This is a genomic window from Mycobacterium sp. NTMscope_MAC_269, from assembly GCF_976985695.1.
On sequence record NZ_OZ335668.1, the window covers coordinates 3,192,832 to 3,207,890 of the forward strand.

A 15,059-nucleotide genomic window follows, 5' to 3' on the forward strand; every position below is an offset into this window, starting at 1 on the left:
CACCCGTGCGTCCGCGGGCGCACGTTGGATTCATGACATTGCTGGACATTCTGCCGTCTCTCGGGCACGCGGCCCCGCCGCGATTCGATCCCGCGATCTGGCCGCTGACCGCCCACCCCGACGAGGCGGGCAGGCTGTGCGTCGGCGGTGTAGCCCTGACCGACATCGCCGACGAGTTCAACACCCCGGCCTACGTCATCGACGAAACCGACTTTCGGCATCGCGCCCGCCGCTATCGCAAGGCGCTAGGGGGCGCTGGGAACACAGTGATCGTCTACGCCGGCAAGTCGCTGTTGAGCACCGCGGTGGCCCGCTGGGCCCGCGACGAGGGCCTCGGCGTCGACGTCTGCTCGGCCGGTGAACTGGCCACGGCCCTGGCCGGGGGCGTCGACCCGGCACGCATCGTCATGCACGGGAACGCCAAGTCGCCCGAGGAACTGCGCGACGCTGTGGGCGCCGGGGTGGGACGCATCGTGCTGGATTCCGCCATGGAGATCGCCTACCTCGCCGGGTTGGCGCGGCGGCGCCAGCCGGTGCTGCTCCGGGTGACCCCCGACATCGACATCCACGGGCACCACGCCGTCACCACCGGCGTCAGCGACCAGAAGTTCGGCTTCACCCTCGCCGGCGATCACGCCGCGGACGCGGTGACGCGGGTGCTGGCGCACCCGATCCTCGACCTCGTCGGCCTGCACTGCCATATCGGCTCGCAGGTCAGCGACGCCGCCCTGTACGGCGAGGCGATTCGGCGGATGATCGCCGCGCTGGCCGATATCCGGGCGCGGCGCGGCGTCATCCTCACCGAGCTGAATATCGGTGGCGGACATGCGATCCCGTACGTCCGCGGCGATCGTGAGCTAAATCTCGACGAGTTGGCCGGGGTGATCGAGAACGCCCTCGACGACGCCTGCGCCGCCGAGCAGTTCCCCCGCCCGCAGATCGTGGTGGAGCCCGGCCGCGCCATCAGCGGGCGCGCCGGCGTGACCCTGTATCGGGTCCGGTCGGTCAAGACGCAATTCGGCGGTCGCACCTTCGTCGCGGTCGACGGCGGCATGAGCGACAACCCGCGGGTGTCGCTGTACGGCGCGCAGTACGCCGTCGCGCTGGCCAACCGGCATCCGCTGGGTCTCAAGCAGCGCGTCACCGTCGCCGGCCGGCACTGTGAATCAGGTGACGAGATCGCCCGCGATATCGAGCTGCCCGCGGATCTGCGCCCGGGCGATCTGCTGGCCGTGGCGTGCACCGGCGCCTACCACCACAGCATGGCGTCCAACTACAACATGGTCGGCCGGCCGTCGCTGGTGGCCGTCAAGGATGGCCGGGCCCGCGAACTGGTTCGCCGCGAGACCGTCGCCGATCTGCTGGCCCGCGACTGCGGGTAGGTGGCCGGGCGGGTCGCCGAGCGTAATGTCACGGCGAAAAATCCCGCCCGCCGATTTTCGCCGTGCGGTTACGCTCGCGCAGCTTGCCGGCTATTCGTCCTGCAGCCGTGGGTCGGCCTCCAGCCCGATCAGCCCGTTCCACATGAGGTTGACCAGGTGCGCGGCCACCACTTCTTTCTTGGGCTCGCGGGTGTCGAGCCACCACTGCGCGGTCATCGACACGGAGCCCACCAGCGCCTGGGCGTACAGCGGCGCCAGCCCGGGATCCAGGCCGCGACGGGAGAAGTCGCCGGCCAGGATGGAGCTGACCTGGTTGACGGCGTCGTTGAGCAGGCTCGAGTAGGTGCCCGAGCTGATCGCGGCCGGCGAGTCGCGGATCATGATCCGGAAGCCGTCGGTGCGCTCTTCGACGTAGGTGAGTAGGGCCAGGGCGACCCGCTCGACCCGCACGCGGGAGCGGTTGTTGGTCAGCGACGAGGTGATGCCGTCCAGCAGCGCGGACATCTCCCGGTCGACGACCACGGCATAGAGGCCTTCTTTGCCGCCGAAATGCTCGTAGACGACCGGCTTGGACACGTTGGCACGCAGCGCGATCTCCTCGATCGACGTGCCTTCATACCCGCGCTCGGCGAACAGCGAGCGCGCGATGCCGATGAGTTGTTGCCGACGTTCGGTGCCGGTCATCCGCGCACGCGGCGCCCGCACCTCTTTGTCCGGTTCCTTCTGCGCTTGGGGGTCCAGCACGGCCACGTCAATCAGCGTATCCGGCGGTGGGCCGTTGAGCGGCCGACCAGCGGCCCGCATCGTCATCCGACTAGTCCAGAATTGTCGGATTCCTCCTCAGCCCGCACGCGGCCCGCATCGTCATCCGACTAGTCCAGAATTGTCGGATTCCTCCTCAGCCCGCACGCGGCCCGCATCGTCATCCGACTAAAGTCTTCTTGGCGATCCGTCGTGGTGTAATCGGCAGCACCTCTGATTTTGGTTCAGATAGTTCAGGTTCGAGTCCTGGCGACGGAGCTTGGCTCGCGTCGAGCGTGGGGCCTACGCACGAATTCGACGCGAATTCCCTACCCAGGGCCCACGGTCGACGAGTGGATCGTTTTTTTGCCTTCACCGCAGATGAGGTGACACGCTTGACGGCGTGTCGGCGCTTCCGCGCGCAGCCCGCGCGGGACAAACCCGAAAAGGAGGGTTGATGTCGTCTCCTGGTGACACCGCGGTCGTGGTGCTTGCGGCCGGGCCCGGCACCCGGATGCGGTCGGACACCCCGAAGGTTCTGCACACCATCGGCGGGCGCAGCATGCTGTCCCACCTGCTGCACGCGATCGCCAAGGTGGCGCCGCAGCACCTGACCGTGGTGTTGGGCCACGATCACGAGCGCATCGCCCCGCTGGTCGCCGACTGGGCCGATGCCCTCGGCCGACCCGTCGACGTGGCCCTGCAGGATCGCCCGCGGGGCACCGGCGACGCCGTCCTGTGCGGCCTGTCCGCGCTGCCCGACGACTACGCCGGGGTCGTCGTCGTCACCTCGGGCGACACCCCGCTGCTGGACGCCGACACCCTTGCCGACCTCATCGCCGCCCACAGCTCGGCGCCCGCCGCGGTCACGGTGTTGACCACGACGGTGAGCGACCCCAGCGGCTACGGCCGCATCCTGCGCACCCAGGACAACGAGGTCACGGCGATCGTGGAGCACGCCGACGCCAGCCCCTCCCAGCGCGAGATCCGCGAGGTCAACGCCGGCGTCTACGCCTTCGACATCGCGGCGTTGCGCTCGGCGCTGAACCGGTTGAGCTCCAACAACGCACAGCAGGAGCTGTATCTGACCGACGTCATCGCCATCCTGCGCGGCGACGGCCTGGCCATTGGCGCCCGCCACGTCGACGACAGCGCGCTGGTGGCCGGCGTCAACAACAGGGTTCAGCTCGCGCAGCTGGGCGCCGAGCTCAACCGCCGCATCGTCGCCGCCCACCAGATGGCCGGCGTCACGATTGTCGACCCCGCCACCACCTGGATCGACGTCGACGTCACGATCGGTCGCGACACCGTCATCCATCCCGGGACCCAGCTGCTGGGCCGCACCCAGGTCGGCGGGCACTGCGTCGTCGGACCGGACACCACCCTGACCGACGTCAGCGTCGGCGACGGCGCCTCGGTGGTGCGGACACACGGCACCTCGTCATCGATCGGCGCCGGGGCCACCGTCGGCCCGTTCACCTACCTGCGCCCCGGCACAGTGCTGGGCGACGACGGCAAGCTGGGCGCGTTCGTCGAGACCAAGAACTCCACGATCGGCACCGGCTCCAAAGTGCCGCACCTGACCTACGTCGGGGACGCCGACATCGGCGAGCACAGCAACATCGGTGCGTCCAGCGTGTTCGTCAACTACGACGGCGAATCCAAGCGGCGGACCACCATCGGTTCGCACGTCCGCACCGGGTCGGACACGATGTTCGTGGCGCCGGTGACGGTCGGCGACGGCGCCTACACCGGCGCGGGCACGGTGGTGCGCAACGACGTCCCGCCGGGAACGCTGGCGGTCTCCGCGGGCCCGCAGCGCAACATCGAAGGCTGGGTGCACCGTAAGCGCCCCGGCAGCGCGGCCGCGCAGGCGGCCGAGAAAGCCGCGGGCCAGGAGCCCGCCGCAGAAGCCGGACAGACACCGTGATGTCGGTAGCTGGCAACCCGGCCACATTTCCGTACGATTCGCTTCGTACGATGGGCACTTCCATTGGGATCCGAACGGCAAGGGCAGCACGGTGAGCCACGACTGGACCGACAACCGCAAAAATTTGATGCTCTTCTCCGGTCGGGCGCACCCCGAGCTGGCCGAGCAGGTGGCCAAGGAGCTCGACGTCCACGTCACCGCACAGACCGCGCGCGAGTTCGCCAACGGCGAGATCTTCGTGCGATTCCACGAATCCGTCCGCGGGTGCGACGCCTTCGTATTGCAGTCGGCGCCGGCGCCGGTGAACAACTGGCTGATGGAACAGCTCATCATGATCGACGCGCTCAAGCGGGGCAGCGCCAAGCGGATTACCGCCGTCATGCCGTTCTACCCCTACGCCCGCCAAGACAAGAAGCACCGCGGCCGCGAACCGATCTCGGCGCGCCTGGTCGCCGACCTGCTCAAAACCGCCGGCGCCGACCGGATCGTGACCGTCGACCTGCACACCGACCAGATCCAGGGCTTCTTCGACGGCCCCGTCGACCACATGCGCGGGCAGAACCTGCTGACCGGATACATCAAGGACAACTACCCCGACGGCAACATGGTGGTCGTCTCCCCCGACTCGGGCCGGGTGCGCATCGCCGAGAAATGGGCCGACGCCCTGGGCGGCGTTCCGCTGGCCTTCATCCACAAGACCCGCGACCCGCGGGTGCCCAACCAGGTGGTCTCCAACCGCGTCGTGGGCGAGGTCGCGGGACGGACCTGCGTCTTGATCGACGACATGATCGACACCGGCGGCACCATCGCCGGCGCCGTGAAGCTGCTGCACGACGACGGCGCGGCCGACGTGGTGATCGCGGCGACCCACGGCGTGCTCTCCGATCCGGCCGCCGCGCGACTGGCCGGCTGCGGCGCTCGAGAGGTGATCGTCACGAACACCCTGCCGATCGGTGAGGAGAAGCGCTTCCCGCAGCTGACGGTCCTGTCCATCGCGCCGTTGTTGGCCAGCACCATCCGCGCCGTGTTCGAAAACGGCTCGGTCACAGGGCTATTCGACGGGGACGCCTAAATGGCCGACACCGTCATCTACCACAACCCTCGTTGCAGCACTTCCCGCAAGACGCTGGACTTGTTGCGCGACAGCGGTTTTGAGCCCGAAGTTGTCGAGTATCTGAAGACCCCCCCGTCGCGAGACGAACTGGTGAAGATGATCCGCGACGCCGGCATCGACGTGCGCACCGCGGTGCGCAAGCGTGAGTCGCTGTATGACGAGCTCAATCTCGCCGACGCGACCGATGAGCAATTGCTCGACGCCATGGCCGAACATCCCATCCTCATCGAACGACCCTTCGTCGTCACGCCGAAGGGCACTCGGCTGGCCCGTCCGATCGACGCGGTCCGCGAGATTCTGTGAATCGGTTCGGCAGCTGCGCGGCCACCGCCGCGATAGTTGCACTGGCGGTGTCGGCCGCCGGGTGCGCCCCGAAAGCCCCTGACTATCAATCGATCCTGTCGAAGACGTCGACAACCTCCACCACCACGCCGACGGAAAAGCCGGTCCCCCTGTCGCAGTACCTGCAGAGCATCGGGGTGACCGGCCAACCGGTGGCCCCGGGAGACGTGCCCGATCTGACGATCTCGATCCCGACGCCGCCGGGCTGGGCACCGTTCTCCAGCCCCAACATCACCCCGCAAACGTTGCTCATCTCCAAGGATGGCAAATTTCCGACGGCGAGGCTGGTCGTGTTCCAGCTGAACGGGGATTTCGACCCGGCCCAAGTCATCAAGCACGGCAACGACGATGCGCACCTGTTCGAGAACTTCAAGCAGCTGGACGCGTCGGGCGCGCCGTACAACGGCTTCCCGTCGTCGATGATCCAGGGCAGCTACGACCTCGACGGGATGCGGCTACACAGCTGGAACCGCATCGTGATCCCGACCGGGGCGCCGCCGGAACACAAGCGTTATCTGGTGCAACTGACCATCACCAGCCTGGCCAACCAGGCCGCCGCGGAGTCGACCGACATCGACGCGATCATCCGCGGATTCGTCGTGGCCGCCAAGTAGTCCGCACCGCGAGACTGCAACTGGCTACCGGTTTCTCGAGTGAGGCCGCCGGTAGTGACAGCCTCGCGGCATCCGGCGTCAGGAGCGACGGCCCGCCGCCCCGAGCTGGCCACCACCGCCGTCCACGAGCTGATGCGTTACTCCCCAATCGTTTTCGGCACCATCCGTCAGGCTGCCGAGGATGTCGAGCTGGCCGGAGTCTGCATTCCCACCGGCACCCTGGTCCTCGCCAACACCGCCGCGGCCAATCGCGACGCGACCGCGTACGACCGGCCCGATCGCGTCGACATCACCCGTGACGGCCCCGCGGCGATGCTCACCTTCGGTGGCGGCGTGCACTACTGCCTCGGTGCCCACCTGGCGCGCCTCGAACTGACCGAGGCGCTGCGGGTGATCACCCGACGCATGCCCAACCCGCGCCGCACCGGCCCCGCACCGTGGAAAGCCATCAGCGGTATCACCGGCCCCACGACCCTGCCGCTGGCGTTCGATGTCGGTACTGTTCAGCCATGACGAACTGGACCGCTGAAGATCTACCGTCCTTCGCCGAACGCACCGTCATCATCACCGGCGCCAATAGCGGGTTGGGCGCCGTGACCGCCCGCGAGCTGGCGCGGCGCGGGGCCACGATCGTCATGGCCGTGCGCGACATCCGCAAGGGCGAGACCGCCGCGCGGACGATGGCCGGCCAGGTCGAGGTGCGCGAGCTCGACCTGCAGGACCTGTCGTCGGTGCGGCGGTTCGCCGATGGTATGAGCAAGGCCGATGTCCTGATCAACAACGCCGGCATCATGGCGGCACCGTTCTCCGTGACCGTCGACGGCTTCGAGAGCCAGATCGGCACCAACCACCTGGGTCATTTCGCGCTCACCAATTTGTTGCTGCCCAAGCTCACCGACCGGGTGGTGACCGTGTCGTCGATGGCGCACTGGCCGGGAAGCATCAGCTTCGACGACCTCAACTGGCAGAAACGGCGGTACTCGCCGTGGCTGGCCTACAGCCAGTCCAAGCTCGCCAACCTGCTGTTCACCAGCGAGCTGCAGCGACGCCTGACCGCGGCCGGCTCCCCGCTGCGGGCGATCGCGGCACACCCCGGCTACTCGCACACCAACCTGCAGGGCGCCTCGGGGCGCAAGTTGGGGGACGCGCTGATGTCGGCCGCGACCCGGGTGGTCGCCACCGACGCCGATTTCGGTGCGCGGCAAACCCTCTACGCGGCCTCGCAGGATCTGCCCGGCGACACCTTCGTCGGCCCCCGATTCGGCTACCTGGGCCGCACCCAACCGGTGGGGCGCAGCCCACGGGCCAAGGACGCGGCCACCGCCGCCGCACTGTGGGCGCTGTCCGAGCAGCTCACCAAGACGCAATTCCCCCTCTGAGGTCACTTCGGCCTCGGTAGTCACAAGAGTCCCTGGAAGCAGCGATGGGCGTTTTGCCCGCCGTCGAGCGACAACCGAGGACGGGTGTGACGCCCGCGCCCCAGCGCAGGCCAAATTTCCCCTCTGAGGTGCGCATGCGCTACCCTGACCGGGCGTCACGGCGAGGGTGGCTGGCTGGCCAGCACCGTTATCGACGGAGACCGACGAACCGTCGCGATCCTGGCCGTGCCCCGAACCACAGAGCACACACAGGAGCGACACGATGGCTGCCAAAAACGTCAACCAGCTCAAGGTCACGGTGCGAGCCGAGACCGGCAAGGGTGCGTCCCGGCGAGCACGCCGCGACGGAAAGATCCCGGCCGTCCTCTACGGCCACGGCGCCGACCCCCAGCACCTGGAACTGCCGGGCCATGACTTCGCGGCCGTGCTGCGGCACACGGGCACCAACGCGGTGCTGACCCTCGACATCGAGGGCAAGGAGCAGCTGGCGCTGACCAAGTCGCTCGACATCCACCCCATCCGCCGCACCATTCAGCACGCCGACCTGCTGGTCGTGCGGCGCGGCGAAAAGGTCGTCGTCGAGGTCCGCGTCGTCATCGAGGGCGACGCCGCGCCCGGCACGCTGGTGACCCAGGAAACCAGCACCATCGAGGTCGAAGCGGACGCCATGTCGATCCCCGAGCAGCTGACGGTGTCGGTCGAGGGCACCGAGCCCGGCACCCAGTTCACCGCCGGACAGATCACCCTGCCCAAGGGTGTCAACCTGATCTCCGACCCGGAAATGCTTGTGGTGAACGTGGTTAACGCGCCGACGGCCGAGGAGCTCGCCGAAGAGGGCGCGGGCGAGGTCACCGAGGAGGCCGCACCGGCCGAGGGCGAAGCCGAAGAGGCCGGCGAAGAAGAGGCCACCGAAACCGAGTCCGAGTAGGCGGATCGCATCATGGCCGAGCCGTTGCTGGTCGTCGGCCTGGGCAATCCCGGAGACAACTACGCCCGTACCCGACACAACGTCGGGTTCATGGTCGCCGACCTGCTCGCGGCGCGGATGGGTTCGAAGTTCAAGGCGCACAAGCGTTCCGGCGCCGAGATCGTCAGCGGCCGCCTGGTCGGGCACCCGGTGGTCGTGGCCAAGCCGCGCTGCTACATGAACGAATCCGGCCGCCAGGTCGGCCCGTTGGCGAAGTTCTACTCGGTGACACCGGGCGACATCATCGTCATCCATGACGACCTCGACCTGGACTTCGGCCGCATCCGGCTCAAGATCGGCGGTGGCGAAGGCGGCCACAACGGGCTGCGTTCGTTGGCTAATGCGTTGGGCAGCAAGGATTTTCAACGGGTCCGCATCGGCATCGGACGGCCGCCGGGACGCAAAGACCCGGCGGCGTTCGTGCTGGAGAACTTCAATGCCGCCGAGCGCGCCGAGGTCCCCACGATCTGCGAGCAGGCCGCCGACGCCACCGAGTTGCTGATCGAGCTCGGTCTAGAACCCGCCCAGAACCGCGTCCACGCCTGGTAGACGCTAGGTGACCAGGGTGACCGAATTGGATCGCCGCAACTTGCCCGACGGCGTCTTCGGGATGGTCCCCGGGCCGAGCACCACCACGTTGCGCGGCCGCACGTCGACCTCGGCCACCACCTCGCGGGCGACCTGGTGCTCGATGCGACGCACCTCGGCCTGGTCTTGGAAGGCGTTGGACTCCACGGCCACGGCGAACGTCTCGCGGGAGTGGCCGGCATCCAGGCGCACGGCGACGGCGCAGCCGGGCCGCACCCCCTCGACGCGGCTGGCGGCGCGCTCGATGTCGGTCGGATAGATGTTGCGACCCGCCATGATGATGACGTCCTTGACGCGGCCGCAGACCACCACGTGGCCCTCCTCGGTCAGGTAGCCGAGGTCACCGGTGTCGTACCAGCCGTTCTCGTCCTGGGCCGAGATGAATCCGCCCATGGTCAGGTAGCCGGGGGTCAGCGACTCGCCGCGCAGCTCGATGACGCCGACGCCGCGGGCCGGCATCACGTCGCCGTTCTCGTCGATGATGCGCGCCTCGAGGTCGGCCAGCAGCGGACCGAGCGTGGCCAGCCTGCGGGTGTTGCCCTTGGTGGCGGGGACGGCGCGGCGCAGGGCGGCCAGCAGGTCGGCGTCGACCTCGTCGACGACCAGGCCGGCGTTGCACTCCGAGAACGATACGGCGAGCGTGGTTTCGGCCATGCCGTAGGCAGGCAGGATCGCCGAGGTCTTCAGGCCGAACGGCTTGCCGGCGTCGAGCAGGTCCTCGACGTCGGCGGGTTCGACGGGCTCGGCGCCCGACAGCGCGAAGCGCAACGTCGACAGGTCGAAATCGCCGGCCTTGGCCTGCCGGCGCAGCCGCTTGGCGAGCAGCGCGTAGGCGAAGTTGGGCGCCGCGGTCATCGTGCCCTTGTACTTGTCGATGAGCTTGGCCCACAGCAACGTGTCGCGCAGGAAGTCCATCGGGGTGACCTTGACCAGCTCGGCGCCGAAGTACATCGGGATGGTGAGGAAGCCGACCATGCCCATGTCGTGGAAGCAGGGCAGCCAGCTCACCATGACGTCCTTGTCGACGTCGTATTGCGCGCCGATGAACATCGCCTCGGCGTTGGAGTAGATGTTGCGGTGGGTGATCTGCACCGCCTTGGGGGATCCGGTCGAACCGGACGTCAGCTGCATCAGCGCCAGCGCGTCCTCGCCGACCTCGACGGGGTCGATCGGCTCCGCCGCAAGCAGGTCGGCGACCGTGACGACTTTGATGCCCTTCTCCTCGAGCACCGGGATGGCCACCAGGAACGGCTCGGAGACGATGACGGCCTTCGCCTCGATCATCCCGATGACGTTCATGGTGTCCTCGGCCCACACGGCCAGGTCGGTGCGCGGCGTGGGCTGGTGCAGCATGGTCAGGCTGGCACCGCGCATCCAGAGGCCCTGCGCCGTCGGCGCGATCTCCACCGGGAATCCGGCGAGCACGCCGACCGCGTCGCCGGGACCGATGCCCGCGGCGGCCAGGCCACCCGCGATGCGGCGCGCGCGCTCGTGGACCTCGCCCCAGGTGTGGCGGACCGGTTCGTGGGGTTCACCGGTGACCATGCCCGTCGTCACGGACCGGGCATTGCGGTACATCTTCTCGGTAAACCTGCTCACAAAAACCTCCTCGGTTCCAGCCCTCGTCCCAGCGCCCGAAATCTCATATTCCGCCCGGTGGGTATCACTTCGCCGCAGGCACGCAAACACGGTTGGGCGGCGGTTAGGTCTCGGATCGGTGATGCGCCGCCGCCCGCCGCACCACGGCGGCGGCCGGTCGCCCGACAAGCGCGAAACGGGCCCGACGAACCTTGCCGGGCCGGATGCATTAATCGTCCGCCGGAACGCCCGGCGGACGATGGAATTAAGTGATCTTGCTCAACGCTTCCCGTCACCGCGGATTATCTTAAGCTCCTCTTAGGGAAGCGCCAAACTAATGCGCAAAATGGGAAAATATTCACACCTCGGTGGGCGTGGGGACCACGCGCGCCCCGGCCACCGGCCCGCTGGCGACCCGCACCGTGCGGCACACCCCCGCCCCGGACACCTCGGTGCCCACGTCGACCGCCGCGGCCGCCGACGCGCACAAAAAGGCACATGTCGGGCCCGAGCCGGACACGATGCCCGCCAGGGCGCCGGCGTCCACGCCGGCACGCAGCGTGCGCCGCAGACCGGGATTCAGGCTCACCGCGGCCGCCTGCATCTCGTTACCCAACAGCGGGGCCAGCTGCTCGGCGTCGCCGGCGGCCAGGGCGGCCAGCACCGGCCCGGGCGCGGGCAGCCGCGGCGGATCGCCCGCCTCCCGCAGCCGATCCAGTTCGGCGAAGACCGCCGGCGTGAGCAGCTCGCTGTCGGCGAACGCCAGCACCCAGTGGAAGGTGTTGCGCGACAACACCGTCGCCAGCTCCTCGCCGCGCCCGGTTCCCAACGCGGTTCCGCCGTGCAGCGCGAAAGGCACGTCGCTGCCCAGCCGCGCGGCAAGCATGCGCAGGTCGCGGCGGGGCACGTTGAGTTCCCACAACGCGTTCATGGCGACCAGCACCGCCGCCGCGTCGGCGCTGCCGCCGGCCATGCCGCCGGCCACTGGTATCGACTTGTCGATCATGATCGACACATCCGGGGCTCGGCCGACGTGTTCGGCCATCAGTTCCGCGGCCTGCCAGGCGAGGTTGCGCTCATCGGTGGGCAGTTTGTCGGCGCCCTCGCCGACGATCTCGAGCGAGAGCACGTCGGCGTTGCGCACCGTCACCTCGTCGAGCAGCGAGACGGCCTGAAAGATCGTCGTCAGCTCGTGATAACCGTCCTCGCGGCGGTCACCGACGGCCAGGTAGAGGTTGACTTTCCCGGGCGCCCGAACGGTGACCGACCCGGTGGGCACCCACTGCGCGGCGGTATTGCCGTCAGACATGCCAGACACCGCAGCAGACTATCGCTGCCGCCGCCCGACCACACGTAGCGGCGCCCCGGACGTCCCGCCCTCAGCCGGCCGACGCGGTGTGGGGACTCGCCCCGGCGGCGTCATCGGAGCGATCCGCGGAGCGCTGCAGCAACCGCACGAAGTCATCGATGGAGAGCGTCTCGCCGCGGCGGGCTGGGTCGATGCTGGCCGCCAGCAACCGATCCGCCGACTCGTTGCCCGAGCCGGCCCAGTCCAGGAACGCGTTGCGACAGGTCTTGCGGCGCTGACCGAAGGCGATGTCCACCAGCTCGAACACCTGCCGCCGGAACGCCTCGCCGGTGGGCCACGGCGAGGTCGCATACCGGTCGATGCGAACCAGACCGGAATAGACGCGCGGAATCGGCCAGAACACGGTCGGCGAGACCATGCCGCAACGGCGAACCGTGCCGAAGAAGCGAACCTTGACGCTGGGCACGCCGTATTCCTTGCCGCCGGGTTCGGCGGCCAGACGCTCGGCAACCTCGGCCTGCACCATGACCGTCACGACCCGAATCGACGGGAACTCGGCGAGCAGATGCAACAGCGCCGGGACCGCGACGTTGTAGGGCAGATTGGCGACCAGGGCGGTCGGCTGGACGTCCAGTTCGTCGCGGCGAAGGGTCAAGACATCGCGGTGGAGCACGGTCAGGCGCTGGATTTCGCTGTGCGAGTGCTCGGCGATCGTCTGCGGCAACCGTTCGGCCAGCACCGGATCGATTTCGACGGCGGTGACCGGGGCGCCTCGGTCCAGCAAGGCTAGCGTCAATGAACCGAGGCCGGGACCGACTTCCAGGACGTGGTCAGACCGACTGATCCCGGAGGTCGATACCACTCGCCGCACAGTGTTGGCGTCGTGGACGAAATTCTGGCCGAGCGATTTCCGTGGCCGAAACTCGAGTTCTTTGGCCAGCCGCCTGATCTCGGTGCGCCCGAGTAGCCGGATGGTCAGCGCGCACCAGCTCTTCCGCTGCACACTGGCCACGCACCCCAACCCTGGCGCTCTCGGGTCACCTCGGCGACGGTGATCTGCTCCTCGCGGGTGGCGAGGTCCGCGCGGGAGGCGAACCGCAACCCGCCGTTGCGCTCCCACGTGCCCTGGTCGAACTGCACACCGCCGTAATACCCGTTGCCGGTGTTGATCGCCCAGTTTCCGCCGGCCTCACAGCCCGCGATCGCATCCCAGATGGAGCCGTCACTGACCGGAGGCACCTCGGTGCCGGGCTTGGTCCCGACGCGCACCACGGATTCGCGGGCCGGTGTGATCACCGTGTTGGCGATCGGCAGCCGACCGGTCTCGACCCCGTTGACGGTGGCCACCGAGAAGGTGACGTCCTGCGTGCCGGGGCTGCCCGGGTCCTCGACCACCTGGCGGCTCATGTTCATCTCCGGATCTTCGATCCGACGCGCGTTGGGCGGCAACGGGATCCGCTCGGTGACCTGCTGGATCCGATTGCGGGTCACCTGGACTTCCATTCCGTCGACGATCGGCATCGTCGCGGCGGGTGCCACCTGATCGCTCTCGAGCAGCGGTGCGCCGGCGGCGCTCAGCAGGCCCGCGACGTTCGGGGCCGCCAGATGCACCGTGCGGACCGCACCGCCGTCGTTGATGCGGACGGTCTTGGCACTGACGACGGGCAGCGCCATCCCGGCCAGCGGGACGCGGCTGCCGCGGTTGGCCGCGGCCGGGGCGGTATCGGTCATCGCCAGCTGGGCCAGCGCCTCGTCAACGGTGGACGCCGTCGTCCAGACCTGCTTGGTGTCATGGCCGTCCAGCGAGATCTGCAACGGGCGGCTGCGCCGGAGCACGATCTTGCCGGCGTCGTGAACCGCGACGTCGGCGGCGGGGTACAGGTCGTCACGGTCGTCGATGACGAAGCCGTTCTCCTCGACGACGTCGATGACCCGCGACTTCATGGTCTTCACCTGCATGGCGACGCCGTCGACGGTCAATGTCACCGTCTTGCACACCGAGATCGCATATCCGCCCGCGAATGCCAGGACTACCAGCAGCCCTCCGACCACGAGACGCAACATTGGCGAAGGATTCTGATGAAGTTTTGTCAAAACACTCAACGCGCGTTACCCAACCCTCAACAACCCACTCAGTCAGCAGCAAGTCACAAATTAAGGGCCCGTAGGCCCATCCGTTCGATCACAAGACGGTAACGAACTGGCCAATGTTGGGCAACTCTGACGCGGCCCAAATCCGGCGACGCCAAAAGAATCGCCAGGTCAGTCGCCTCCAAAAGCGGCCAATCCGTACACCCGTCGAGCATTGCTCGTCGTGACCTGAGCCAGCTCTTCCGGGCGACGATCCACCAGTTCGGCGATCGCCCGAACAGTATAAGGAAGGCAATAGGGCTCATTGGCCGTCCCTCTATAAGGGTGCGGCGTCAAAAACGGTGCATCGGTTTCCACCAGCAGCTGCTCCGGCGGTATCAGTGGAACGGCTTCGCGCAGCGCGCGCGCGTTGCGAAAGCTGGCGGTGCCGGACAGACTCAGCAGCCATCCGGCGTCCACGCAGCGCCGCGCCATGGCGGCGTCGGAGGAAAAGCAGTGGAAGATCACGACATCCGGGGCGCCCTCGGCGGCCAGCACGTCGAGCACCTCGGCGTCGGCCTCCCGGTTGTGGATCATCAGCGGCTTGCCGCACCGCTTCGCCAGATCGATGTGCCAGGCGAAGGCCTCGCGCTGCACGGCGGGCTCGGCGCAGCCGTCGAGGCGCCCGGGCCAATACATGTCCATGCCGGTCTCGCCGACGGCCACCACCCGGGGGTGGGCCACCAGTCGCTCGATCTCGTTGCGCGCTTCCTCGGTGAGCGCGTCGGCGCGGGTCGGGTGCAACGCGGTTGCGGCGTACACCCGCCGGTCCCATTCGGCGGCGCGGGTGACCCAGCGCGCCGACTCCAGGTCGTCGGCGATGGTGACGACCGCACCCACCCCGACCGCCGCGGCGCGGTCGACGATGGCCCGCACTCCCTCGGCGTCGGTGGCGCCGCACGCGTCGAGGTGGGTGTGCGCGTCGACGAGCGGGCTCAACGGCTCGGGGGCCGGGGGCGGCTGGCGTTTGGAACTCACGCGCACA

Annotated in this window: 14 protein-coding genes, 1 tRNA gene and 1 pseudogene; 10 read left to right on the forward strand and 6 right to left on the reverse strand. The window is 68.4% G+C overall.

All coding sequences use genetic code 11. The features are described from left to right. Positions 1 to 32 precede the first annotated feature (32 nt). Positions 33 to 1,382: a diaminopimelate decarboxylase gene (lysA, locus tag ACZ50Z_RS14740; RefSeq protein WP_464484219.1), complete on the forward strand. Its 1,350-nt coding sequence runs from the start codon at positions 33 to 35 to the stop codon at positions 1,380 to 1,382. Positions 1,383 to 1,472: 90 nt separating this feature from the next. On the opposite strand, the gene ACZ50Z_RS14745 is transcribed toward lysA, so the two are convergent. Next, positions 1,473 to 2,066, reverse strand: coding sequence for a TetR/AcrR family transcriptional regulator (locus ACZ50Z_RS14745; RefSeq protein WP_008254212.1), 594 nt, complete (start codon positions 2,064 to 2,066; stop codon positions 1,473 to 1,475). A 264-nt stretch (positions 2,067 to 2,330) separates the two neighbouring features. On the opposite strand from ACZ50Z_RS14745, the gene ACZ50Z_RS14750 reads away from it, so the two are divergent. The 9 genes and pseudogenes from ACZ50Z_RS14750 to pth all read left to right on the forward strand — a co-directional run bounded on the left by ACZ50Z_RS14750 (position 2,331) and on the right by pth (position 9,018). Further along, positions 2,331 to 2,402: transfer RNA gene (locus tag ACZ50Z_RS14750), tRNA-Gln, on the forward strand. Positions 2,403 to 2,580: 178 nt separating this feature from the next. After that, the gene (gene glmU / locus ACZ50Z_RS14755; protein WP_464484220.1) at positions 2,581 to 4,053 is read left to right on the forward strand and encodes a bifunctional UDP-N-acetylglucosamine diphosphorylase/glucosamine-1-phosphate N-acetyltransferase GlmU; all 1,473 of its coding nucleotides are present in this window, start codon (positions 2,581 to 2,583) and stop codon (positions 4,051 to 4,053) included. 91 nt (positions 4,054 to 4,144) lie between these two features. Beyond that, a complete protein-coding gene (locus ACZ50Z_RS14760) occupies positions 4,145 to 5,125 on the forward strand; it encodes a ribose-phosphate diphosphokinase (protein ID WP_464484221.1) in 981 nt (326 codons plus the stop codon). Further along, positions 5,126 to 5,470, forward strand: a complete 345-nt coding sequence (gene arsC, locus ACZ50Z_RS14765) for an arsenate reductase (glutaredoxin) (RefSeq protein ID WP_464484222.1) — start codon at positions 5,126 to 5,128, stop codon at positions 5,468 to 5,470. It abuts the gene before it with no gap. After that, on the forward strand, positions 5,467 to 6,123 hold the full coding sequence (locus ACZ50Z_RS14770) for an LpqN/LpqT family lipoprotein (RefSeq protein ID WP_464484223.1): 657 nt from the start codon (positions 5,467 to 5,469) through the stop codon (positions 6,121 to 6,123). The genes arsC and ACZ50Z_RS14770 overlap by 4 nt, the downstream gene beginning before the upstream one ends. Positions 6,124 to 6,213: 90 nt before the next feature. Then, positions 6,214 to 6,636, forward strand: a pseudogene (locus ACZ50Z_RS14775) (cytochrome P450); the annotation flags it as partial. Further along, positions 6,633 to 7,502, forward strand: a complete 870-nt coding sequence (locus ACZ50Z_RS14780; protein WP_464484224.1) for an oxidoreductase — start codon at positions 6,633 to 6,635, stop codon at positions 7,500 to 7,502. The pseudogene ACZ50Z_RS14775 and the gene ACZ50Z_RS14780, both read left to right, overlap by 4 nt. A 262-nt stretch (positions 7,503 to 7,764) precedes the next feature. Continuing rightward, entirely contained in the window at positions 7,765 to 8,430 is a 666-nt protein-coding gene (locus ACZ50Z_RS14785) for a 50S ribosomal protein L25/general stress protein Ctc (protein ID WP_464484225.1), read from the forward strand. A gap of 12 nt (positions 8,431 to 8,442) precedes the next feature. Further along, positions 8,443 to 9,018: an aminoacyl-tRNA hydrolase gene (gene pth, locus ACZ50Z_RS14790; protein WP_464484226.1), complete on the forward strand. Its 576-nt coding sequence runs from the start codon at positions 8,443 to 8,445 to the stop codon at positions 9,016 to 9,018. Between the two features lie 3 nt (positions 9,019 to 9,021). Here the strand turns inward: pth and ACZ50Z_RS14795 are convergent, their stop codons facing one another. The 5 genes from ACZ50Z_RS14795 to ACZ50Z_RS14815 all read right to left on the reverse strand — a co-directional run bounded on the left by ACZ50Z_RS14795 (position 9,022) and on the right by ACZ50Z_RS14815 (position 15,058). Further along, positions 9,022 to 10,656: a fatty acyl-AMP ligase gene (locus tag ACZ50Z_RS14795; protein WP_464484227.1), complete on the reverse strand. Its 1,635-nt coding sequence runs from the start codon at positions 10,654 to 10,656 to the stop codon at positions 9,022 to 9,024. A 337-nt stretch (positions 10,657 to 10,993) separates the two neighbouring features. Then, the gene (locus tag ACZ50Z_RS14800; protein ID WP_464486244.1) at positions 10,994 to 11,944 is read right to left on the reverse strand and encodes a 4-(cytidine 5'-diphospho)-2-C-methyl-D-erythritol kinase; all 951 of its coding nucleotides are present in this window, start codon (positions 11,942 to 11,944) and stop codon (positions 10,994 to 10,996) included. Between the two features lie 70 nt (positions 11,945 to 12,014). Next, the gene (gene rsmA, locus ACZ50Z_RS14805; protein WP_464484228.1) at positions 12,015 to 12,956 is read right to left on the reverse strand and encodes a 16S rRNA (adenine(1518)-N(6)/adenine(1519)-N(6))-dimethyltransferase RsmA; all 942 of its coding nucleotides are present in this window, start codon (positions 12,954 to 12,956) and stop codon (positions 12,015 to 12,017) included. Beyond that, a complete protein-coding gene (locus tag ACZ50Z_RS14810; protein WP_464484229.1) occupies positions 12,920 to 14,047 on the reverse strand; it encodes a transglycosylase family protein in 1,128 nt (375 codons plus the stop codon). Before ACZ50Z_RS14810 ends, rsmA begins: the two co-directional genes overlap by 37 nt. Before the next feature lie 159 nt (positions 14,048 to 14,206). Next, the gene (locus tag ACZ50Z_RS14815; RefSeq protein WP_464484230.1) at positions 14,207 to 15,058 is read right to left on the reverse strand and encodes a TatD family hydrolase; all 852 of its coding nucleotides are present in this window, start codon (positions 15,056 to 15,058) and stop codon (positions 14,207 to 14,209) included. Position 15,059: the final 1 nt, after the last annotated feature.

What these genes read in the sequence shown, in the direction of transcription:
- ACZ50Z_RS14785 (WP_464484225.1), top strand. Translation starts at nt 7,765, where the DNA reads ATGGCTGCCAAAAACGTCAACCAGCTCAAGGTCACGGTGCGAGCCGAG.
- ACZ50Z_RS14780 (WP_464484224.1), top strand. Translation starts at nt 6,633, where the DNA reads ATGACGAACTGGACCGCTGAAGATCTACCGTCCTTCGCCGAACGCACC.
- pth (WP_464484226.1), top strand. Translation starts at nt 8,443, where the DNA reads ATGGCCGAGCCGTTGCTGGTCGTCGGCCTGGGCAATCCCGGAGACAAC.
- arsC (WP_464484222.1), top strand. Translation starts at nt 5,126, where the DNA reads ATGGCCGACACCGTCATCTACCACAACCCTCGTTGCAGCACTTCCCGC.
- lysA (WP_464484219.1), top strand. Translation starts at nt 33, where the DNA reads ATGACATTGCTGGACATTCTGCCGTCTCTCGGGCACGCGGCCCCGCCG.
- ACZ50Z_RS14745 (WP_008254212.1), bottom strand. Translation starts at nt 2,066, where the DNA reads ATGACCGGCACCGAACGTCGGCAACAACTCATCGGCATCGCGCGCTCG.
- glmU (WP_464484220.1), top strand. Translation starts at nt 2,581, where the DNA reads ATGTCGTCTCCTGGTGACACCGCGGTCGTGGTGCTTGCGGCCGGGCCC.
- ACZ50Z_RS14800 (WP_464486244.1), bottom strand. Translation starts at nt 11,944, where the DNA reads ATGTCTGACGGCAATACCGCCGCGCAGTGGGTGCCCACCGGGTCGGTC.